General features: G+C 39.4%; 22 protein-coding genes. 17 read left to right on the top strand and 5 right to left on the bottom strand.

Annotated features, from left to right (window positions below; translation table 11 throughout):
* Positions 1-2: 2 nt before the first annotated feature.
* From NYG85_RS01225 to leuC, 16 genes are all read left to right on the top strand, one after another.
* On the top strand, positions 3-896 hold the full coding sequence (locus tag NYG85_RS01225; protein WP_284936516.1) for a PDC sensor domain-containing protein: 894 nt from the start codon (positions 3-5) through the stop codon (positions 894-896).
* Complete coding sequence (gene hisH / locus NYG85_RS01220; protein WP_284936515.1) at positions 893-1,507, top strand: imidazole glycerol phosphate synthase subunit HisH; 615 nt, start codon at positions 893-895, stop codon at positions 1,505-1,507. The genes NYG85_RS01225 and hisH overlap by 4 nt, the downstream gene beginning before the upstream one ends.
* Positions 1,507-2,217 (top strand): 1-(5-phosphoribosyl)-5-[(5-phosphoribosylamino)methylideneamino]imidazole-4-carboxamide isomerase, encoded by a 711-nt coding sequence (gene hisA, locus NYG85_RS01215; RefSeq protein ID WP_284936514.1) that lies wholly within the window; start codon positions 1,507-1,509, stop codon positions 2,215-2,217. Before hisH ends, hisA begins: the two co-directional genes overlap by 1 nt.
* A 231-nt stretch (positions 2,218-2,448) precedes the next feature.
* Positions 2,449-2,649: a twin-arginine translocation signal domain-containing protein gene (locus tag NYG85_RS01210; RefSeq protein ID WP_284936513.1), complete on the top strand. Its 201-nt coding sequence runs from the start codon at positions 2,449-2,451 to the stop codon at positions 2,647-2,649.
* A gap of 9 nt (positions 2,650-2,658) precedes the next feature.
* The gene (locus NYG85_RS01205) at positions 2,659-5,598 is read left to right on the top strand and encodes a formate dehydrogenase subunit alpha (protein ID WP_284936511.1); all 2,940 of its coding nucleotides are present in this window, start codon (positions 2,659-2,661) and stop codon (positions 5,596-5,598) included.
* Positions 5,599-5,608: 10 nt separating this feature from the next.
* Positions 5,609-6,175 carry a formate dehydrogenase FDH3 subunit beta gene (gene fdh3B, locus NYG85_RS01200; RefSeq protein ID WP_284936510.1) on the top strand — a complete coding sequence of 189 codons (567 nt, stop codon included), beginning with the start codon at positions 5,609-5,611 and terminating at the stop codon, positions 6,173-6,175.
* Between the two features lie 135 nt (positions 6,176-6,310).
* Complete coding sequence (locus NYG85_RS01195; protein ID WP_284936509.1) at positions 6,311-8,251, top strand: FTR1 family iron permease; 1,941 nt, start codon at positions 6,311-6,313, stop codon at positions 8,249-8,251.
* Between the two features lie 13 nt (positions 8,252-8,264).
* The gene (locus tag NYG85_RS01190) at positions 8,265-8,786 is read left to right on the top strand and encodes an iron transporter (RefSeq protein WP_284936508.1); all 522 of its coding nucleotides are present in this window, start codon (positions 8,265-8,267) and stop codon (positions 8,784-8,786) included.
* Positions 8,787-8,834: 48 nt separating this feature from the next.
* The gene (locus NYG85_RS01185) at positions 8,835-10,202 is read left to right on the top strand and encodes a Fe-S-containing protein (protein WP_284936506.1); all 1,368 of its coding nucleotides are present in this window, start codon (positions 8,835-8,837) and stop codon (positions 10,200-10,202) included.
* The gene (locus tag NYG85_RS01180) at positions 10,199-11,488 is read left to right on the top strand and encodes an ABC transporter permease (protein WP_284936505.1); all 1,290 of its coding nucleotides are present in this window, start codon (positions 10,199-10,201) and stop codon (positions 11,486-11,488) included. Before NYG85_RS01185 ends, NYG85_RS01180 begins: the two co-directional genes overlap by 4 nt.
* Positions 11,475-12,614: an ABC transporter permease gene (locus NYG85_RS01175; RefSeq protein ID WP_284936504.1), complete on the top strand. Its 1,140-nt coding sequence runs from the start codon at positions 11,475-11,477 to the stop codon at positions 12,612-12,614. Before NYG85_RS01180 ends, NYG85_RS01175 begins: the two co-directional genes overlap by 14 nt.
* A complete protein-coding gene (locus tag NYG85_RS01170) occupies positions 12,614-13,279 on the top strand; it encodes an ABC transporter ATP-binding protein (RefSeq protein WP_284936503.1) in 666 nt (221 codons plus the stop codon). Before NYG85_RS01175 ends, NYG85_RS01170 begins: the two co-directional genes overlap by 1 nt.
* Positions 13,276-13,764 (top strand): TlpA family protein disulfide reductase, encoded by a 489-nt coding sequence (locus tag NYG85_RS01165; RefSeq protein ID WP_284936502.1) that lies wholly within the window; start codon positions 13,276-13,278, stop codon positions 13,762-13,764. The genes NYG85_RS01170 and NYG85_RS01165 overlap by 4 nt, the downstream gene beginning before the upstream one ends.
* Complete coding sequence (locus NYG85_RS01160) at positions 13,761-14,945, top strand: MalY/PatB family protein (RefSeq protein ID WP_284936501.1); 1,185 nt, start codon at positions 13,761-13,763, stop codon at positions 14,943-14,945. Before NYG85_RS01165 ends, NYG85_RS01160 begins: the two co-directional genes overlap by 4 nt.
* A gap of 41 nt (positions 14,946-14,986) precedes the next feature.
* Positions 14,987-15,721: a TerC family protein gene (locus NYG85_RS01155; protein ID WP_284936500.1), complete on the top strand. Its 735-nt coding sequence runs from the start codon at positions 14,987-14,989 to the stop codon at positions 15,719-15,721.
* Positions 15,702-16,967: a 3-isopropylmalate dehydratase large subunit gene (gene leuC / locus NYG85_RS01150; protein ID WP_284936499.1), complete on the top strand. Its 1,266-nt coding sequence runs from the start codon at positions 15,702-15,704 to the stop codon at positions 16,965-16,967. The genes NYG85_RS01155 and leuC overlap by 20 nt, the downstream gene beginning before the upstream one ends.
* Positions 16,968-17,265: 298 nt before the next feature.
* Here the strand turns inward: leuC and NYG85_RS01145 are convergent, their stop codons facing one another.
* The 4 genes from NYG85_RS01145 to NYG85_RS01130 are packed head-to-tail and all read right to left on the bottom strand — an operon-like array spanning position 17,266 to position 20,186.
* Positions 17,266-17,682 carry a hypothetical protein gene (locus NYG85_RS01145; RefSeq protein WP_284936498.1) on the bottom strand — a complete coding sequence of 139 codons (417 nt, stop codon included), beginning with the start codon at positions 17,680-17,682 and terminating at the stop codon, positions 17,266-17,268.
* 9 nt (positions 17,683-17,691) lie between these two features.
* Positions 17,692-18,264 (bottom strand): recombination mediator RecR, encoded by a 573-nt coding sequence (gene recR, locus NYG85_RS01140; RefSeq protein ID WP_284936496.1) that lies wholly within the window; start codon positions 18,262-18,264, stop codon positions 17,692-17,694.
* 9 nt (positions 18,265-18,273) lie between these two features.
* Positions 18,274-19,518 (bottom strand): ArsS family sensor histidine kinase, encoded by a 1,245-nt coding sequence (locus NYG85_RS01135; RefSeq protein ID WP_284936495.1) that lies wholly within the window; start codon positions 19,516-19,518, stop codon positions 18,274-18,276.
* Positions 19,515-20,186 carry a response regulator transcription factor gene (locus NYG85_RS01130; RefSeq protein WP_284936494.1) on the bottom strand — a complete coding sequence of 224 codons (672 nt, stop codon included), beginning with the start codon at positions 20,184-20,186 and terminating at the stop codon, positions 19,515-19,517. The genes NYG85_RS01135 and NYG85_RS01130 overlap by 4 nt, the downstream gene beginning before the upstream one ends.
* A 110-nt stretch (positions 20,187-20,296) precedes the next feature.
* Between NYG85_RS01130 and NYG85_RS01125 the strand changes: the two genes are divergently transcribed.
* On the top strand, positions 20,297-21,886 hold the full coding sequence (locus tag NYG85_RS01125; protein ID WP_284936493.1) for an ABC-F family ATP-binding cassette domain-containing protein: 1,590 nt from the start codon (positions 20,297-20,299) through the stop codon (positions 21,884-21,886).
* Between the two features lie 20 nt (positions 21,887-21,906).
* Here the strand turns inward: NYG85_RS01125 and NYG85_RS01120 are convergent, their stop codons facing one another.
* On the bottom strand, positions 21,907-22,413 hold the full coding sequence (locus NYG85_RS01120) for a YqhA family protein (RefSeq protein ID WP_284936492.1): 507 nt from the start codon (positions 22,411-22,413) through the stop codon (positions 21,907-21,909).
* Between the last annotated feature and the right edge of the window lie 26 nt (positions 22,414-22,439).

The following is a 22,439-nucleotide window of genomic DNA, read 5'->3' as shown; positions in this document are numbered from 1 at the left end:
TTTTGATAATAAAAGAAATTCAGCGTTTTAGCGACATTAGATACAAAGCAAGGGCATATTTGTGCTATCTTTTTGAGCGAAATATCCCAAATAGACTGCCCGGCGTTAGCATTGAAAATGTCAGGGCTGGGTTTGATAAAATGGCTCACGAGATTGAGAATTTTGACGCATTTTACCTACTTGATAAAAACGGCATTCAGCTTGGCAACACTTATAGTCTAAACGAGTGCTACATCATCGGAGATGGCGAAAACAGGGCAAATAAAGCCTATTATTACTCGGCTGTCAGGCTAAAAAGGTGCTTTTTAAGCGACCCATATCCGTCAAGCCTAAATGGCAAACTTTGCGTAACTGCAAGCGTGCCAATTTATGATGAAAACAACGAGCTAAAATTTATCGCTTGCATTGACATTAGCCTTGAAAATTTACTAAATATGATTGATGACGGGCGAATTGAGAGCTATTTTGGGATATTTTTACGCTCGGTTTATACGCTATTTTGCGTGGCTTTGTTTATGGTTTGTGCGTTTTTATTTTGGGACGGCGTTGAGAGCTTTATCTCTCACACCTCAAATGTTGAAGTTGAGCATATCTTTGAAAGCACGATACTTCTAACCCTAGCGTTAGCCATTTTTGACCTTGTTAAGACGATTTTTGAAGAGGAGGTACTTGGCAAAAACCGAAATGAAGCCAGTATGCTTTATAAAACAATGGTTAGATTTATCGGCTCAATCATCATCGCCCTAGCCATTGAAGCACTTATGCTCGTGTTTAAATTTGCAATCACAGCACCGGAAAATATCATAAACGCCATTTATCTAATCGGTGGCGTCGCACTTTTAATGATTGCGTTAAGTATTTATTTAATTAGCGTTAAAAAACAGGAGGGGCAATGATAGCCATTATTGATTATGGTGCTGGCAACATAAAAAGCGTGATAAATGCCTTTGAAAATTTAGGCAAAAGTGCGGTTTTAATCTCAAATCCAGATGAGCTAAAAAATTATGATAGAGCCGTTTTGCCTGGCGTTGGTGCATTTGGCGAGGCGATAGAGAAGCTAAAAAAGGCAAACCTAGACCTTGCGATTTTAGAATTCATAAAAACTGGCAAACCATTTTTAGGCGTCTGTCTTGGTATGCAACTTTTATTTGAAAAAAGCTATGAATTTGGAGAAAATCACGGACTTGGCGTGATAAAAGGTAGTGTTGTTAGATTTGATGAGACTAAATTTAGCACACCGCTAAAAGTACCTCACGTTGGCTGGAATAGCATAAATTTTACACAAAAAACGCCGATAAATCGTGGGCTCAATGATAGCGAGTATCTATATTTTGTCCATAGCTTTCACGCTATTTGCGATGATAAAAGCGCGATTTTAGGCACTAGCGAATATGGTTATGATTTCGTTAGTGCTGTGGCAAAAGATAATGTCTTTGGCTTTCAGCCTCACCCTGAAAAATCCCACGAAGTTGGGCTTAAAATTTTAGAAAATTTCACGGAGTTATAATGCAAATTTTACCAGCGATTGACCTAAAAGAGGGCTTTGCCGTAAGGCTTTTAAAAGGCGAGATGAGCAGCGCTAAAATCTACTCAAACGAACCTGAAATTTTGGCTAAAAATTTCAAAGATTTAGGTGCAAAGTGGCTTCATATCGTTGATCTTGACGGAGCATTTGCTGGTAAGCCAGTAAATTTTAAAGTGATTGAAAAAATCGTAAAAAGCACCGATTTAAACGTGCAAATTGGCGGTGGGATTAGAGATGAAGAGCGCATTAAACGCTACTTAGATTTAGGCGTAAAACGCCTAATTTTAGGCTCAATAGCACTAAAAGAGCCAAAATTTGTAGCAAATATGGCTAAGCTTTATCCGATTGTCGTCGGCATTGACGCAAAAGACGGCTACGTGGCGACCGAGGGCTGGGCTAGTGTTTCAAATATCAAAGCCACCGAGCTTGCTAAGAAATTTGCAGATGTTGGCGTAAAGGCGATAATTTGCACCGATATCGGCAGGGACGGCACACTTAGCGGGGTTAATGTTGATTTCACGCTAGAAATAGCAAAAGAAAGTGGTATTGAAACAATAGCAAGTGGCGGAGTAAAGGACATAAACGACATAATCGCCCTAAAAAATACCGATAAAATCGGCGGCGTGATTGTCGGCAAGGCGTATTATGAAGGCAGGATTGACCTAAAAGACGCATTTTTAAGGCTGGGCTAACCTAGCCTTTTTAAATAATTTTTAACATAAAATAAACAAAACTACACCTAAAATAAAATAACAAATTAAATTTTCTTTAATTTTAAAATTAAATTTTAAATCTATTATTCGTTTTAAAATAATTATGCTAAATTAGCATAAACGTAAAATTCAGCATTAGTTGCCCTTTTGGGCTTTTAAAATTTTGCTATTAATAAATATGCAAATTTTACATATTACAAGGTTGTTAAGATGAAACAGACCAGACGTGATTTTCTTAAAAAATCGCTCAAAGTTGGTGCCTTAGCCACCCTTACTACTTCGGCGTTTGCCTCGCAAAAAGTGGCAAGCGAGCCTGATAGTAACGGCGTTGTCGTTGGCAAGTCAAAGAAAAAAGAGGTGCTTTATGCCAAATCAGAATTTTGGGATAAATACTACAAAATCGCCTATTAAGGAGTTATTATGAGCGAAGTAATTGCAAGGCGTGCGTTTTTAAAACTAGCAGCACTTGGTGCGACAAGCACTATGGCGTTTGCAAACTCAAACGACAAGCTAAAAAAGGTTGATGAGCTAAAAGTTGAGCCGTATCCGGGCAGCAAAAAAGTCCGCACGATATGCTCTATTTGTTCGGCTGGTTGTGGCATTGAGGCCGAAGTAAAAGACGGCGTTTGGATTCGCCAAGATATGGCTATTTCACATCCGATTTCGCAAGGTAGCCACTGCTGTAAGGGCATTGATCAGATTGATTTAACAAAATCAAAACAACGCATAAAATATCCGATGAAAAAAGTAAATGGCAAGTGGGAGCGAATTAGCTGGGAGAGCGCTATAAATGAGATCGGCGATAAGATGCTTGAAATTCGCAAAAAGCACGGACCAGATAGCGTTGAATTTTTAGGTTCTGCTAAATTTAACAACGAACAATCGTTTTATTTTAGAAAATTTGCTGCATTTTGGGGCACAAATAATATAGATCACGTTGCACGTATCTGACACAGCGCATCAGTCGCAGGAGCTGCGAATACTTGGGGTTATGGCGCTATGACAAACCACTTTGGAGATACGGCAAAACATTCAAAAGCAATTATGGTCTTTGGTGCAAATTCAGCCGTGGCAAACCCAGTTGGCGGTATGAAACACTTCTTACAAGCAAAAGATAGAAACAACGCAAAACTAATAGTCGTTGATCCGATTTTTACAAAAACAGCGGCAAAGGCTGACCACTATCTTAGAATTCGCCCGGGCACCGATATTGCATTCGTTTATGGTATGCTTCATCTTATCTTTAAAAATGGCTGGGAGGATAAGGACTTTATCGCTTCACGTGCTTATGGTATTGATGAAGTTAAAAAAGAAGCACAAAAATGGACACCAGAAGAAACAAGCGATGTTACTGGAATTCCAATTGATCAAATCATTCAAATAACAAGACTTTTTGCCACGACAAAACCAGCCTGTATAGCTTGGTCGCTAGGCATTACTCAGCACTCTGTTGGTAGCTCAAATACGAGAATTCTCTCAATCTTACAGCTAGTTTTAGGCAATATGGGTAAAGAAGGCGGTGGCTGCCAAATAATAAGAGGACACGACAATGTCCAAGGTGCGACCGATATGGGTAACCTAGCCGATAGTCTCTCAGCCTACTACGGACTTAGTGACAAGGCGTGGAGACACTTTTGCAAGGGCTGGGGCGTTGAGTTTGATGAGTTTATCAAACGCTTTGCCGTTTCTGTTAAAGAGCCAAAAAGCGGTGGTGCGGTTAAAAACACGAATTTTAACGAGTATTTTTACTACGATAAAGAAAATCCAGAGGAGCGAAACTGGCGAAATGAAAAGGGCTGGTCGCTTTCAAAATGGTGGCAGGGTGTTTTAAAAGAAGAAAAAACCTTTTCAAGTGGCGATTTAAAGGTGCTTTGGGTGCAAGGCACTGGCATTACTTCAATGGCACACTTAACTAAAATTCAAAAAGCCATTGATGAGCTAGAACTTCTAGTCGTTGCCGAGCCATTTGTAAATGAAGTGGCAATCCTAAGCGACAGAAAGGACGGCGTTTATATCCTGCCAGTGGCGACCCAGTTTGAAAACGAAGGCATTGTCGTATCAACAAACCGCTGTGGCCAGTGGCGAAGCAAGGTCGTTGATCCGCTTTATGAGAGCAAGGGCGACCACGAAGTTATGTTTATGTTTGCCAAAAAATGGGGCTTTTATGATGAATTTGTAAAAGCATTAAAGATGAATGATAATCTTGAAGTTATAAAAGATGATTTCATTTGGCCAGATGATGCAACACGAGAAATGGCAAGAATGTCAAGGACAATCGGACTTACTGGCTGGCAGCCAGAACGCCTTAAAAAGCACCAAGCAAACTGGCAAAATTTTGACCCAGACACGCTTATGGGCATTGGTGGCGATGTTAAAGGCGAGTATTACTCACTGCCTTGGCCTTGCTGGGACGCTAAACACCCCGGCACTCCGATACTTTACCGCACAGATTTGCCTTACACAAAGGGTGGTAGCGGATTTAGAAACCGCTTTGGACTTGAACACAACGGCGTTAGCCAGTTAGCTGATGAGAGCGTGCAGTTAAAGGACGCAAAGGTAAAAGGTGGCTATCCGCAAATTACAAAAGCCAACATTGAAAGTGTGCTAAATATCAAGCTAAGCGACGATGAAAAGGCAAAAATGGGCGATGACTGGACGACTGATTATAGCGGTATAATCCTAGAAAAATGCCGTGAAGCTGGCATTACGCCTTATGGCAACGCAAGAGCTAGGGCTATCGTTTGGGAATTTAGCGACCAAGTGCCAAAACACAGAGAGCCACTGCACTCGCCACGCTGGGATTTGGTGCAAAAGTATCCATCTTTTGATGACCAGCCTAGAAATTTCAGGGTTGAAACTAAATTTAAATCAGAGCAACAAAAGCAAGATTGGAGCAAGGAATTCCCAATCATCATAAGCTCAATGCGTCTAGTAAATTTAAGCGGCGCTGGTATGTTAGAGCGAACCAGCAAATACCTAGCGGCTATTACGCCAGAGATGTTTGCTTATGTAAATCCAGAACTAGCGCTTGATTATGGCATAGCACACGGCGATTTTATGTGGATTCACAGCCCACAAGGCACAAAAATCAAAGTCAAATGCTTTCACAACCACAGCGTAACGCCAGATAGAATTTGCTTACCTTACAACTTTGCAGGCATTATGCAAGGCGTTGATTTAAGCTCTCGCTACCCAGAAGGCACAAAGCCCTACACTATCGGCGAAAGCTCAAACACAATCACAAACTACGGCTTTGACCCAGTTACGCAAATTTCAGAGTTTAACGCTGGACTTTGCAGGATTGAAAAGGCAACGCCGTTTGAGTTTAAGACAAATTTCTTAGATGAAATTTCAAAGTAAGGGGGTAAAAATGGCAAGAATGAAATTTTATGTAGATAACAATCGTTGCATTAGCTGTTTTGCCTGTCAGGTTGCGTGTAGCTCGGCTCACGAAGTCCCAGTTGGCATAAATCGCCGAAAGGTAATCACACTAAATGATGGCGTTTTAGGCAAAGAAGTAAGCACCACACTTGCTTGTCAGCACTGCACGGACGCACCTTGTGAGCAGGTTTGCCCAGTAAAGTGCTTTTATATCCGTGAAGACGGCATTGTCCTTCACGATAAAAATAAATGCATAGGCTGTGGCTACTGCCTTTATGCTTGTCCTTTTGGTGCGCCACAATTCCCACGCGACGGTGCCTTTGGCATTAAAGGCGAAATGGATAAATGCACAATGTGTGCAGGAGGCCCAGAAGAGACATTCTCACACGCTGAATTTGAGCTTTACGGACAAAACCGCATAGCAGAGGGCAAAGTGCCAATGTGTGCTGCTGTTTGTTCTACAAACGCCCTACTTGTTGGCGATGCCACCGAAGTTTCAAACGTTTATCGCAAACGTGTAATGATACGAAATGCAAACACTACCTTAAAATTTTAAGGCAAAAAGGGGTTTAAACGCCCCTTTTTACTTCATCAAATCAAAATCACTCTCTTTTTGATAATAGTTTTTATTTTATATAAAGCAATTATTTGCTAAATTACCACTTTTAATTTTAACTTTTAAGGCTTTTTTATGAGAAATTTACGAATTTTCTTACTTTTGTTTTTACTGCCGTTTATGCTTTTTGCAAACGAAAAAGATTACGAAAAAATAGTAAAAGATATCAAAATCGCTTTTGATAATGTCTTAGTTGAGTATCAAAATGGCAACACACAAAAAGCCGTTATGGATACGCAAAACGCCTATTTTGGGCTATTTGAGGACATTGAGAGTGCCATTAGGATAAATATCTCAGCCAAAAAGGCTTACGCACTTGAAAAGCAGTTTGGGCAAATTAGAAAAGCCATAAAAGCAAACGAAACGCCAGAGCAGATAAAAGAGAGAATTGATAAGCTAAACGCCGAAATAAACGAAGTTTTGCCAAAAATTTTAGGCGGACACAGGCTTGTTGGCGAGTATTCAGAGACACCACAAAATACTCCAAGTGATTTTGATACAAGCAAATTCTCAAAAGAGTGGAGATTTGTATTTACTAGCATTAAAACCAGCCTAGAAAACGCCATAAATAGCTATGAAAATGGCGATTTAGCCGCTGCTAGAAAATTTATTGAAGACGCAAAATTTATCCATTACAGAAATACAAAATTTGAGATTGCCATCCGCCAGTTTTTAGACAAAGGTCAGAGCATTGATGGCGATATTCAGCGGAAGATGAGCGAAGCCATAAGTGGCATTAAAAACGGACTTAGCAAAGATGACTTTAAAGCCAAGCTTAACGCCGTCACACTTGCCATTTATGACGCTGCTAACAAGCTACCAAGTGATAGCGTAAGCGTGGCAAAGGTGGAGCTGCCAGCTGAAATTTTAGATGATGATAGCGATGAGAGCGGTGCTGATTTTAGCCAAGTGGTGGCAAATATCAATCAAAAAATGCAAAACGTGCTTGAAATTTACAAAAACGGCAAGGTTGATAAGGCGATGAGTAACGCTCAGGATATCTATTTTGATGAGTTTGAAGCCAGCGGTATGGAGAATAAAGTCGGCGCAATTGATGTAAATTTAAAGACGGCAATTGAGGGCACATTTAGCCAAATCGTCGCCCTAATGAAGTCAAACAAAGATGAAAATACCATTAAAACGGCTATGGATACGCTAAATTCACAGCTTTTAACCGCACTTGAAAAGACAAGCTCTGAAAGCTCACCTTGGGCTTTATTTATCTGGTCGCTTACGATTATTTTAAGAGAGGGCTTTGAGGCACTAATCATCGTCGCTGCCGTTGTCGCCTATCTTTTAAAGACTGGCAACGCCTCAAAAATGGGACGCGTCGTTTATAGCTCTGTTGGCGTGGCTGTGATTTTAAGCTTTGTTATGGCGTGGATTATGAATGTCATCTTTGGCAGTGCCGCTGGGCAAAAGCGTGAGCTAATGGAGGGCATTACTATGCTTGTTGCCGTTGGCTTGCTGTTTTATGTTGGCTTTTGGTTACTTTCAAATGCTGGCGCTAAAAAGTGGAGCGAGTATATTAAAAATCAGGTAAATGAGAGCATTTCATCAAATTCAGCCACCGCGCTTTGGTGGACGGTGTTTTTAGCTGTATTTAGAGAGGGTGCTGAAACGGTGCTATTTTATCAAGCACTCATTTTTGACGCTAAAAACGCACTTGGACACACGATGATAGCCACTGGTTTTGGCGTGGGATTAGTGGTGCTTTTAGTTGTTTATTACATATTTAAAATTTTTGCTATTAAAATTCCAATCAAGCCATTTTTCTTATTCACCTCAGCCATTATTTTTTATATGTCAATTGTCTTTGTCGGCAAGGGCGTTATGGAGCTTGTTGAGGGTAAAATTTTTATCCCAACGACAATTGAAGGGCTTAAATTCCCAGAGTGGGCTGGTAGCTGGTTTGGCTTACAGCCATATTATGAGAGCCTTGTGCCACAAATTTTAATGATTTTAGCCCTAGTAATTGGCGTTTTAATAATGAAATCAAAACAAAAACAATCTTAATAAAGGAGAAAAAATGAAAAAAATTTTAGGTTCAGCCTTGGCGTTAAGCCTTATTAGCAGTGCCTTAGTGGCTGGTGAGTATCCAATAGGAGAGCCTGTTGAGATAAATGGTATGGAGATCGCTGCTGTTTATTTGCAGCCAATTGATATGGAGCCAAAGGGCATTGACTTAGCGCCAAGCCTAGCCGATATTCACTTAGAAGCTGATATTCACGCACTTGAAGGCAACAAAAACGGCTTTGGCGAGGGCGAGTGGATACCATATCTAAAAGTAAGCTACGAGCTTAAAAATTTAGACAACGGCAAAACTAAAAAAGGCACATTTATGCCAATGGTGGCACAAGATGGCCCGCACTACGGCGCAAACGTGAAAATGGACACTGGCGTGGGTAACTACGAAGTAAAATTTAACATTGAAAGCCCAGAAACACAAGGCTTTGGTCGCCACGCCGATAAAGACACTGGCGTTGGCAAGTGGTTTGAGCCATTTACAACGACCTACACATTTCAATGGACTGGCGGTCCAGTTAAATAAAAATTTTGGGTGATTTTTCACCCAAAAATCTAAATTTTAAGGTTTTTTATGTCTATTTACTTTTATCAAGTGGCTTTTATTTTTATACCATTTATCATTTTTGCTAGTTTAAATACCAAAAAAGATGAGCTAAAATCCATATCTTTATCAATTTTCATCGGCATTTTTTTAGGATTTTTTATCTTTAAAACGGCTAGAAATTTACTCATTGACAGCACGATAAAACTCGCTTTTGACACTATTTGTTTGCTATTTTTAGCCCTATCTCCGCTTGTTTTAGCACTTAAATTTAAACTACCAAAATTGATAAGCTTTTTTATCTTAGCCACTGCCTTTGGCGTAAGTTACGGCTCATTTAGCGCATTATTTGCCGTATTTTCAGGCGAACTTTTAGATACGACATCAATTATTAGCCTATTTTTATTACTGCTTGCTGCTTTTTTACTAATCGTTTTATACTTTTTAGTCTTTAATCTAAACGCACTAATCTCGCCAAAAATGGCTATATTTTTTAACGCCCTAACAATCATCACGCTAATCTTACAAAGCCTATTTTCTACCACGCTTGAAATGATGAGAGCTGGGTTAATTAAAACCTATCCGTGGGCATTATCAATCGTGGCAAAAGGGATTTATGCAAGCAGTTTTGCTGTATATTTTTACCTATTTTTACTTGCCGTTTTGTGCGTTATCTGCCTTGTAAAACGCCCTAAATTTTTTGCAAAAACCGAGCAAAATCACATAAAATTTCGCATAAATATGGCAAAAATTTCAAGGGTTTTAAACCTAGTAAAACTCACATTTTTAGCCATTTTTATAAATTTAGCGTTCTTGCTTTACTACGATTTATACGCTTCAAGACCGCCACAAATTGATGATGCTAAGATTATTGAGCCAGTAAATGGCGAGTTTGTCTTTGACGCAAACGCCCTGCTAGATAACAACCTTCATCGCTATGCCTATATCACAGATGAGGGCAAAGAGGTCAGATTTTTCTTGCTTAACCGCTTTGCTGACCGCCTATCGCCAGTTGCCGTTTTTGATGCTTGTATGATTTGTGGCGATATGGGTTATGTTAAAAAGGGCGATGAGTTAATTTGTATCTCGTGCAATGTGCGAATTTTCTTGCCTTCTGTCGGCAAAGAGGGCGGGTGTAATCCAATCCCAATGGATTTTATCTTTGATGGCAAAAATATAAAAATCAAGCAAGAAACCATAGCAAATGGTGCAAATTTCTTCTCAAAGGTGGTTGAAAAAATGGTGCTTGACCCAGTTAGCCGTAAAAAAGTAAGCAACCTTGAAGCAAAATCGTATCTGTATTACGGCAAACTATACTTTTTTGAAAATAATCAAAATTTAGCCGAGTTTGAAGCAAACGCCTCAAAATACGTAGATATAAACGGGACTTTAAAATGAAAAATATGCAAATTTTAATGATAAAAAACTCGCTTTATGGACAAAAAACGCAAAAGTTTATGGCATTTATCACGATTAGCCTAGCTACAATCCTAATCTCTTGTATGCTAAATATCACGCTAAAAATCGGCGATGAAGTTTCAAGCGAACTTAGAAGCTATGGCTCAAATATCGTGGTTTTGCCTCGTGGCGAGAGCCTTAGCGTTGAGATTGAGGGTAAAAATTTCACGCCATTAAAATCGCAAAATTTCTTGCCAGAGGACAAACTTCACAAAATCAAAGAGATATTTTGGCGAAATAATATCGTAGCAATCGCTCCATTTTTAAGCGTAAAAGTTAGCGTTAACAACAAAGAAATTTCACTTCTTGGGACGTATTTTGATAAAAATTTAGGCGTAAAAGATGAGCCAGAGTTTAGCAGCGGCGTTAAGAGATTATTTGGATTTTGGGGCGTTAGTGGCGAGTGGGTTAAAGATGACAGCGTTGATGAAATTTTAATCGGCGAAGCCCTTGCAAAGCGTGAAAATTTCAAGCTTGGCGATATTTTAGAGCTAAAAACGCCAAATGCCACTTTAAAGGCAAAGGTGGTTGGAATTTTAAACGGCTCAAACGATGAGAGCCAAAAGATAGTCGCCTCGCTAAAAATGGCTCAAATTTTAGCAAACAGGGCTGGTGAGTTTGAAAAAGCCGAAGTTTCAGCGATGACAATCCCTGAAAATGACCTCTCGCTTAAAGCTAGGCGAAATTTAGATGAGCTAAACAGCATTGAGTATGATAAGTGGTATTGCTCGGCTTATGTAAGCTCAATTGCGTATCAAATTGAAGAGGATTTTGCTGGTGTTTGGGCAAAGCCAAGCCTTCAAGTAAGCGAGGCTGAGAGCAATATCGTAAAGAAAATTCAGAGCCTAATGGGTATTGTTAGCGTGATCGCCCTTGTCGTTTCAGCCATTGGTATTACATCATTAATGACAAGCGAAATTCATCGCCGAAAAAAGCAAATCGGACTTTTAAAGGCACTTGGGGCTAGTAATATTGAAATTTACGCACTCTTTGCTAGTGAGAGCCTTGTTGTCGCACTTATTTCTGGTGTCGTTGGGGCATTTTTAGGATACGCTTTAAGCTACGGCGTGGCATTTAGTATATTCTCTCACGGCATTGGCATTGCGTGGATTGTTTTGCCTTTATCCATTGCGTTTGCACTTTTAATCTCAATTTTAGGCTCACTTTTACCTATGAGAAGCCTAATAAAACTACTCCCAGCCGAGGTGCTTTATGACCGCAAATAAATTCTTTCTAAACACCATTTTTAAAAGCCTAAAAAACGGCTCATCAAGAGTTTTTGTAATAGCCATTTCAATCCTGCTTGGCTCAGCTGTTTGCTCGGCGTTTGTAAATGTCTATCTTGACATTGACCAAAAGGTCTCTCGTGAGCTAAAAACTTACGGCGCAAATATGATCTTTGCCCCAGCAAATATGAGCGAAAATGACTACATTAGCCAGAGCGATTTTGAAGCACTTAGCCTTAAAATTCCAAGCAAAAACCTGCTAGGCAGCAGTGGTTACATATTTACTCAGGCAAATATCGGACCAACAAACGCCATTTTAATGGGCGTAAAATTTAGCGATTTAAAGGTAGTTAAGCCATTTTTGGATTTAAGAGATGGTGCGTTAATTAACCTTGATTTTGATGATAAAAACGTCCTAATCGGCGTTGATTTAGCAAAGCAAACTGGCTTTAAAGTAGGCGATACGATAGAGATAAGAGCAATTGGAGCAAACAAGGGCGAAAAGGTAAAAATTAAGGGCATTGTTGCCAGTGGCGATAAGGAGGATGCACTTTTAATCGTATCTTTAAATTTAGCCCAAAAAATAGCAGGCAAGCAAGATCTGATAAACTACGCCGAAGCCGTTGTTTTAGGCTCGTTTGATGAGATAAATAATTATGCTAAGCAGATTAGCACGGCTGAAATTTCAGCCAAACCAGTGGCAAAAATTTCAAAGACCGAAGGACTTATCTTAGATAAGATAAAGTTGCTAATGGCTATCATTTCGCTCGTAATCTTGCTAATTACCTCAATGTGCGTAAATACCACGCTTTCGGCGATTTTGCTCTCACGCTCACGTGAGATTGCCCTGCTTAGAGCCATTGGGGCTAGTAAAAAAAATATCGTAAATTTATTTGGATTTGAGACATTTAGCGTCGCATTTTTATCGGCTTTAATTGGTGCTATTTTAGGCTATGTTTTGGCTCAATTTATCGGCTATGCCGTGTTTAAATCAGCCATTGATTTTAGAATTTTAAGCATTTTTATCGCTATGATTTTATCGCTCATTTTTGCAGCCATTGCGGCGTTTTATCCGATAAAAAGGGCGTTAAAAAACAATATGGCAGAAATTTTAAGGGGAGAGTAATGAAGGCTATTGAAGTTAAAAATTTATCAAAACACTTTGGCGAAGTAAAGGCGCTTGATGATATAAATTTTGAAGTAAAAAAGGGCGAGTGGGTCAGCGTAATGGGTCCAAGTGGCAGCGGTAAAAGCACGCTTGTAAATATCCTATCTTTAATGGATTTGCCAACGAGCGGTTCGTATTTAGTCGGTGGCGATGATGCAAGTCGTTTAAACGCCGATGAGATGCTAAAATTTCGCCGTGAAAAGATAGGGCTAATTTTTCAGCAATTTCACCTAATTCCATATCTAAATGCCCTTGAAAACGTGATGATATCGCAGTATTATCACAGCAGCGTTGATGAAAACGATGCCAAAAACGCCCTAATCGCCGTAGGTCTTGGACATAGACTTGACCACAAACCAAGCCAGTTAAGCGGCGGCGAACAGCAACGCCTTTGTATCGCTAGGTCGCTCATAAACGACCCTGAAATTTTAATCGCTGATGAGCCAACTGGCAACCTTGACGAGGCAAATGAGAAAATCATACTTGATCTGTTTTGCAAGCTAAAAAGCGAGGGCAAAACGATTTTGCTTGTTACTCACAACCCAGAACTAGGCGAATACGGCGATAAAATCGTGTTTTTAAGACACGGCAAACTTGAAAAAATCAAAGAGATACAAAGATGAAAATTTTACTATCTACGCTATTTTTACTGCTTTTTAGCGGTTGTTTAAACGAATACGAAAAGCACCATATCACAATAAATGATGATAGTGGCATAAAGACGCACTTTTTTGCCAAAGATAGGCGCCTTGTGATTGATGAGAAGCCATATTTACTATTTTTCTTTGGGGCTGATTGTGGGGTTTGTAAGGCACAAATTCCAGACCTAAACGCACTTTATGAGAGCTATAAAAACGATATAAATTTCATCGGCGTCCTTGGCCCAAGCAAGGGTTTTGATAAGGATATGGCACTTTTAAACGAGCATAAAGTCAAATTTAAAACGACAAGCGATAAGGTTTCAATTGACTACTTTTCAAACGCAGTCGGCGGTGTAATGGGTGTGCCAGTAATCTACATTTTTAACAAAGATGGAGAGATTAAAGAACGCCTAATCGGACTCACGCCAAAATCGGTTTTAGAAGCAAAAATAAGAGCTGTTTTATGAGTTTAGTTGATGATTTTGTAAGAGAATTTTACGTTGAGCGAAAGGGGACAAACTCGCTTAAACACGATGCCCTAAAAAGGCGTTTTGGCGATGAAAATTTACTTGGTATGTGGGTTGCTGATATGGATTTTAAAACCCCAAACGAGATAACAAACGCCCTAAATGAGCGTGTAAATCACGGAGTTTATGGCTACTCTTTTGTTGGCGATGAGTATTTTGACGCCTTTTTTTCGTGGCAAAAGGATAATTATGGCGTAGAGCTAAAAAGAGAGTGGATTAGATTTAATACCGGCGTTGTAAGTGCCATTTACCTAGCTATAAACGCCTTTACAAAGCCAAACGATAGCGTGATGATAATCACACCGGTTTATTATCCGTTTAAAAATTCAATCATTGATAACGACCGAAACCTAATCTGCTCAGAAGCCCTGCTAAAAAACGGCGAATATGAGCTGGATTTTGATGATATTGAGCAAAAAATAAGGCAAAATAATGTTAAACTTTTTATCCACTCATCGCCTCACAATCCGCTTGGCAAAGTGTGGAGCGATGATGAATTATCAAGGCTTTTTGAAATTTTAACACGCCACAATGTCTTAATTATTAGCGACGAAATTCATCAAGATTTTATGATGAGCTCTAAGCCATTTATCTCCGCCTTAAACGTTCAAAACGGCAAATTTAGCGATAATCTAATCGTAATGACCTCAGCTTCAAAGACCTTTAACCTAGCCTGTTTGCTACACTCCGTTACGATTTTTAAAAACGAAAAACTAGCCAAAATTTACGATGAAATGGCAAAAAGATTTCATCAAACTGAAACTAGCATTTTAGGCGTGATAGCCGCTACTTTTGGCTATAAATACGGCAAAAAATGGCTTGAAAGCTTAAAAGTTACAATTAATTTTAACTACGAAATTTTAACAGAGAGCTTTAAAAACGAAAATATTGAAATTTTCATCGCACCACTTGAAGGCACCTATTTAGCGTGGCTTGATTTAAATCCATACACAAAGGACACAAAGGATTTTATGCAAAGGCGTTGCGGTTTAGCCATTGATTATGGCGAATGGTTTGGCAAAAACGCTAAGGGCTTTATCCGCATAAATTTAGCCACAAAGCCAGAGATTATAAAAACAGCGACCACTCGCATTATAAAAGAGATTAAGGCAAACTTTTAGCAAAAATTTTATATAATCGCCCCTTTTATTAAGGAGATTAGATGTTTGAGTGGGTTTTTTCGCCAGAGGCGTGGATTTCGCTAGTTACGCTTACTGGACTTGAAATAGTTTTAGGTATTGATAACATTATTTTCATTGCGATTTTGGTTGGCAAACTACCAGCAAATGAGCGTGATAAAGGGCGTATCATCGGTCTAGCACTAGCAATGATTACTAGGATTATGCTACTTTTATCGCTATTTTGGATTATGAAGCTTACCACGCCGCTATTTAGCCTATTTGGCTTTGAGATTACTGGACGCGATATCGTGCTAATTTTAGGCGGACTTTTCTTAATTGCAAAATCAACAATGGAGATTCACAGCAGTGTTAGTGGTGAGCAAGAAGAGCACCACGAGAGCAAGGGCAAGGCTAGTTTTATCGCTGTAATTACGCAAATTGCGATTATTGACATTGTATTCTCGCTTGATAGCGTTATCACTGCTGTTGGTATGGCACAGCACATTGAGATTATGATTCTAGCCGTGATTTTAGCCGTTGGCGTGATGATGTTTGCTTCAAAATCAATCTCAAATTTTGTTGATAACAACCCTACAATTAAAATTCTAGCACTTGCATTTTTGATTTTAATCGGCTTTGCACTCGTTGGCGAGGGCTTTGATATGCATATCTCAAAGGGCTACATTTACTTTGCTATGGCGTTCTCGCTGTGCGTTGAGCTAATTAATATTTACGCAAGAAAAAAGGAGATAAAAGATGAAACAAACAATAACTGAAAAAATTTTCTCAGAGCACGTTGGAGAGGCGGTTTATGCTGGGCAAATCGTGCAAAGTCCCATTGATATGGTCATTGGCAACGACATTACCACGCCAATATCAATCAAGCAGTTTGAGCGAAGTGGCGCTAAAAAACTAGCAAACCCAGACGGCTTTTCTATCGTAATGGATCACTACATACCAGCAAAAGATATTTTAAGTGCAAATCAGGCTAAAATTTCTCGTGATTTTGCCTACAAACACGATTTAAAAAACTATTTTGACGAAAAAGATATGGGGATAGAACACGCGCTTTTGCCTGAAAAGGGACTTGTGGTGCCGGGTGATGTGATAATCGGTGCTGATAGCCACACCTGCACACACGGCGCGCTTGGGGCGTTTGCGACTGGTATGGGCTCAACCGACTTAGCTTACGCGATGATAACTGGTAAAAACTGGTTTAAAGTCCCACAAACCATAAAGGTCGTTTTTAAAGGCAAGCTTGGCAAGCACGTCTATGGCAAGGACTTAATCCTTGAAATAATCCGCCAAATCGGCGTTGATGGCGCTTTATACAAAGCCCTAGAATTTACTGGCGAAACGATAGCTGGGCTTGATATGGATAGCAGATTTTCTATGTGTAATATGGCGATTGAAGCTGGGGGTAAAAGCGGTATAATCGCTTATGATGAGATTACAAAGGAATTTTTAAAAGATAAAAATTTAAGCCGTGAGCCAAAAATTTACCACTCAGATGAGGGTGCAAATTATGAGCAAATTTTAGAGATAGACGTAAGCAAACTTGATCCAGTCGTGGCTTATCCGTTTTTGCCAAGCAACGGCAAGAGTGTGCGTGAAGCGGTTAAAGATGATTTAGCGATTGATCAGGCGTTTATCGGCTCTTGCACGAACGGCAGATTAAGCGATTTACGCATCGCAGCACAAATTTTAAAGGGACGCAAGGTCGCTAAAAAAACACGCCTTATCATCACCCCAGCCACGCAAAAAATCGCCCTACAAGCACAAAAAGAGGGGCTAATGGATATATTTGTTGAAGCTGGTGCGGTTGTGAGCAACCCAACCTGTGGTGCCTGTCTTGGCGGATATATGGGAATTTTAGGCGTTGGCGAGAGGTGCGTTGCCACCACAAACAGAAATTTCGTAGGCAGAATGGGCGATAGGACAAGCGAAGTTTATCTAGCAAACTCAGCAGTCGCCGCCGCTAGTGCGATAATGGGCAAAATCGCCGACCCAAGGGATTTATAATTTGACTAACTGCGTGATTTTAGCCGGTGGCAAAAGCTCTCGTATGGGGCAGGATATTACGCTTTTGCCATTTGCATTTTAAAGCACAAATTTAGGGCGTAATTACAAAAATTAGCCCTAAATTTTATCTACATTATCTAGAATTTTTTAAACAAATTAAGTGTTTTTAAGTTGATAAAATTGCCGTATAACTTTTTAAAAATTAAAAAAATAAAAGGTGAGACGAACTCACCTTTTACAAAAGGAGTTTTGTTTTGATTGCTTGATGAAATTATATAATAAATCGGTAAATCAACGGCTAATCAAAACTGATTTTTATCTCTTTTGCTGGATTTATGCCAGTTTTTGTTGGGGCGGTTTTGCGTTTTATAGCTGTTTTTGTGTTTGCTTCTTTGATTAAAAGCATTGATTCTAGGCGTTTGCCAGTAAAGGTAGCATAGATTAAGTCGCCCTTGTTGTGCCAAAATTTTGGCGAACAAAAATTCGCACTTTTTAGCTTGTAATTTGCAGTATCAGTCGCCGTGATTGTGTAGCAGTAAAGCTCATCTTGATAAACAAGCTCAGAAATCACGCCCTTTATTGCCTGTTTTTGCTCTATTTTTGGCTTTATTTGCTCCTTTTGTGGCGTGATTTTTTGCGGTTTTGGCTCCCAAAAAAATCTACAACCAGAGAGAAAAACCAGCACAAAAATGGCAGTAAAAATTTTAAATCTCACATCTATCCTTTAAGCTTTTATCCTGCTCTCAATCGCCTTTAAAAGCGAGAGCATATCAATGTTTTCAAGGCTTACGCCAGTTGGCACGCCCTGTGCGATTTTGCTAAATTTTAGTCCGTCTTTTGCGATTTTATCCTCAACAAAAAGCATTAAAGCGTCAGAATTTAGCCCCGGCGTAAAGGCAAAAATAATCTCGTTTGCGCCATAAAATTCAATCATATTTTTAAGCGATAAAATCCGCTCATCATCAATCTCATCAAGCACAAAATAGCGACCGCTAAAAATTTTACTCTGCTCTAAAACCAGCACATCTTTTGGGCTTTCAACCACCGCAATCAAGGCGTCATCACGGCTCTCATCGGCACAAATATCGCAAAGCTCATCCTCGCTAAGACTGCCACAACGCTCACAGCGTTTGATAAATCGCACCGCATCTTCAATGCTTTGAGCGAGTTTTAGCCCACCAAAACTATCTTGCAAACTCACAAAATAGGCAAACCGCATAGCCGTTTTTTTGCCCACTCCGGGCAACCTGCCAAAGGCATCAACAAGCTCATTAAATTTCTCTAAACTCTTTTTCATTATTGTGTGTTAAATTTTTTGCGTTTTTACGATAAAGCAGTGAAAGCCATCTTTATACTCGTAGCAAAGGCTAAATTTATGCATATCGCAGATTTGTTCAATTATATAAAGTCCAAGTCCCATACCGCTGGTCGTTTTTGAGCTTGTAGCCCCTCGCACAAAGGCTTGTTTGTAGTGCTCTATATCGTATTCTAAGGCTTTGCCGTGATTTTTGACAATGATTTTATCGCTTTGACACTCAACAATCGCCTTCTTATCATCAGCGTATTTTAAGGCGTTGTCTATTAAATTTTTAAGCATTAGCGAAAAAAGCTGAAAATCAACGTAAAGCAAAACATCATCTTTGATGTCACATTTTACACGCTCGTCAAAATTTTCAAGCATTAAAAGATCAATAGTCTGCTCTAAAATCAACGAAAAATGGCACTCCTGATATTCAAGCGAGTAGCTTTTTGAAAGTAGCTGCTCAACCTTACCAAACTCATTTATAAGCATATCAAGGCGTTCAAAAACGCTAATTAGCCTGCTTTTTTGCGTTTCGTTTGCTATCATTTCAGATACGATTCTGCCCTTGCCGATTGGGGTTTTTAGCTCGTGCATTATGGCTCGTAAAAATAGTTGTCGTGAGTGGATTAGCTCTTTTATCTTGCCAACGGCGTTGTTAAATTCATAAGCCACCTGCCCTATTTCATCCTTATTTTTAGCATTTGGCAGACAAATTTCAACCTCCATATTGCCAGAGGCAAATTTTCTAATATCGCTATTTAGCTTTTTAAGTGGCGAAAGACTTCTGATAACCGAAACGTAAAATGTAATCAAAAATAGCGACGAGATTAAAAATCCGACTAAAAGCGGGTCGTAAATGCTCTTTGTGTCATTACTTTCAAGAAGCAGTGAAAACGATACGTTTTGAATTTGTAAATACAACCTGCCGTCATAAAATATTGAGCGAACGGTGCCGACTGGCGTGTGCCTTTGAAACTGCACCTCGCCCTTGCTTAAAACAGCAGCGGCTAACATATTGCTACTTACACTTTCAAAGCCGAAATTTCTAAAATAGTGGTTAAAATCCTGTGGGAGTTTTGACTTTTCATACAGAGATAGCAGATAGTTTGTCGCACTAATCTGCCTATCTCTGACCTTCTCTATGGCGTGATCTCGCTCAATCCTAGCTAAGGTTAGAAACAAAACGCACACCAAAGTAAAGGCAATGGCAAAAATAATAGTTATTTTTGTCGTTATTGAGCTTTTCATCCGACGAGTTTATACCCTATGCCACGCACTGAAAAGATATGTTTTGGCGACTTTGAGCTATCGCCGATTTTAGCACGTAAGCGACCGATGATGACATCAAGGCTCTTTGAATCCTTATCTTTTAGGCTTTTGCAGTTATAAACTAGCTGTTCTCTTGAAACTGAAAAGCTATGTTGTTTAATGAGATAAGTTAAAATTTCATACTCAGCCGGAGTTAGGATTAATGCCTCGTTGTTAAAGTAAATTTCGTGGCGTTTCTCATCAATCCTAAACGCACTTTCAACTGGCTCTTCTGCTATCTCTTGGCTCTTTTTATACCTGCGAATAAGGCTCATAATACGCGCATACATCTCTTTTGGATCATATGGCTTTGGTAGGTAATCATCAGCACCATAACCAAGTCCGATGACCTTATCTGTAACATCTGAACGAGCCGAGCTTATGATGATAGGTATGTCGTATTTTGCGCGAATTTCTTTACAAACTTCAAGTCCATCAATGCCCGGTAAAGTAAGATCAAGGATCAATAAATCATAGCTTTTAATCCCAGCACTAAGCCCTAAATATAGGTCTTCAAAGCTTGTTACCTTAATGTTAAAATTTTCAAGATATTCAGATAAAATCTGTGAAAATTCCGGATCATCTTCAATCATTAAAACGTTAATCATAATAATCTCCTTGTGTAATTTAAAATTTAATTAGTGATTATACAACAAAAAATCAAAATTTAAACAACTTTTTGGCAAAATAAGCCCTTTTAAATTTAAAAAGGGACAATATGTTAGAAATTAAGGGACTTACGCAGAGATTTGCTAGTAGTTTGCTCTTTGAAGATGTAAATTTAAAGCTTAATCGCCATAACCGATATGGCTTAATCGGTGCAAATGGTGCTGGTAAATCAACGTTTTTGAAAATTTTAAGTGGCGAAATAGAAGCAAGTAGTGGCGAGGTCGTGATAGAAAACGGCTTGAAAGTTGGCGTTTTGGGGCAAGATCAGTTTGCTTTTGAAAATTTCACGCTAAAAGACGCCGTTTTATACGGCAACAAACGCCTTTATGACGCCGTAAAAGAGAAAGAAAAGCTCTATTTAAGCGAGGAATTTACAGATGAAATAAATGAGCGTTTAAGTGAGCTTGAAGTGATTTGTGCCGAAGAGGATCCGACCTATGAATACGAAACTAGGATTGAGAAAATTTTAAGTTCGCTTGGGCTAAATGAGTTTGAAAAGCTAATGAGCGAGGTTGAAAATTCCGATAAAGTCAAGGTTTTGCTCGCGCAAGTTTTATTCCCAAAACCAGATATTTTGTTTTTAGACGAGCCGACAAATAACCTTGACATTGACGCTATTGCTTGGCTTGAAAACGAGCTAAATCGCCACGAAGGCACGCTGGTGGTAATCAGCCACGACAGGCACTTTTTAAACAGGGTTTGCACGCATATTTTAGACGTGGATTTTAAAAAAATCCGTGAGTTTAGCGGTAACTACGATGAGTGGTATATGGCTGCAAATTTAATCGCAAAACAGAACGAAATGGAGCGCGATAAAAAGCTAAAAGAGAAAGAGGAGCTTGAAAAATTTATCGCTCGTTTTAGTGCAAACGCAAGTAAGGCAAAACAAGCCACAAGTCGCGCAAAACAACTAGCAAAGCTTGATATCGCCGAGATCGCCGTATCATCAAGGCGAGATCCTAGCATTTTATTTCGCACAAATAGAGAGATAGGCAACGAGCTAATTGAGATTAAAAATTTAAGCAAAAGCTTTGGCGAGAAGGTAATTTTTAACGACTTAAATTTCAAGCTAGAAAAGGGCGATAAACTAGCAATTATTGGCGTAAATGGCGTTGGTAAAACCACGCTTTGTAAATTACTAATGGGCGAGTTAAAGCCAGATAAGGGCGAAATTCACATAGGAGCCACCATTGAGCTTGGGTATTTTGCACAAGATGTGGTAAATAAAATTAGTGGCGATTTAAAGCTTTATGAGTATCTGCAAGACGCCAAAAATAAGGACATTGATGAAATTCGCAAATGCCTTGGCAGAATGCTTTTTAGCGGTGCTGATCAAGAAAAAGCAGTTGGTGCTTTAAGCGGTGGCGAAAAGCACAGAGTCCGCCTAGCCCAGCTAATGCTTCATCGCCCAAATTTGCTAATAATGGACGAGCCAAACAATCACCTTGACCTTGAAGCGATCATCGCACTTGGCGAGGCGTTTTATAATTTTAACGGCAGCGTGATTTGTGTAAGCCACGACAGAGAGCTAATTGACGCATTTGCAAATAGAATTTTACACCTAAAAGGCAACGGCGAAGTGGTGGATTTTAAAGGCACATACGAGGAGTATCGTGCTAGTTTAGGGCTTGAAAACTAAAAGTGGCAAAATGCCACTTTTTAATGGTCGCCCTTATGCAGAAAATAAAGCCCCAAACACAGCGCTAAAATGCTACCAGCAAGGTATGCCATTTCAAGCGGAGTGCTAAAATTAGCGTGTAAAACTCGCTGAAAGAAATTTACAATAAGCACCATTACGATGACCTTTGCTATCTTATCTTTTAGCTCATCAAGCGAATGCACTTCAAGGACTTTTGAGTGTTTTGAGAGCTTCATCTCCTCAATCTCGCTGATAAAAAGCTCGTAAATTCCAAAGCTAAAAATAAACATAACAAGTGCCATAAGATACAAATCCACAGCCCCAACAATCGCCCCAACCACATCAGAATGAAAATTTTCAGGATGTACGCCCTTAAAAAAGTAGCTATAAACACTACCAAAAACAGCAAATATGTCGTAACTTGCAATCACAAAAAGCACAATCGCACCCAAAAGCCCAAAAATGACTGGCAAAACGGCAAAAATCCTGCTATGCCACATCAATTTCTCAAAAATTTTCTCTATCATCTCTACCCTTTTTTAAAAAATAAAGC

The sequence above is a fragment of the Campylobacter gastrosuis genome (assembly GCF_030249845.1).
GTDB classification, from domain to species: Bacteria; Campylobacterota; Campylobacteria; order Campylobacterales; family Campylobacteraceae; genus Campylobacter_A; species Campylobacter_A gastrosuis.
Note: the sequence above shows the minus strand (reverse complement) of the source record. Positions and strands in the feature narration are given on the sequence as shown.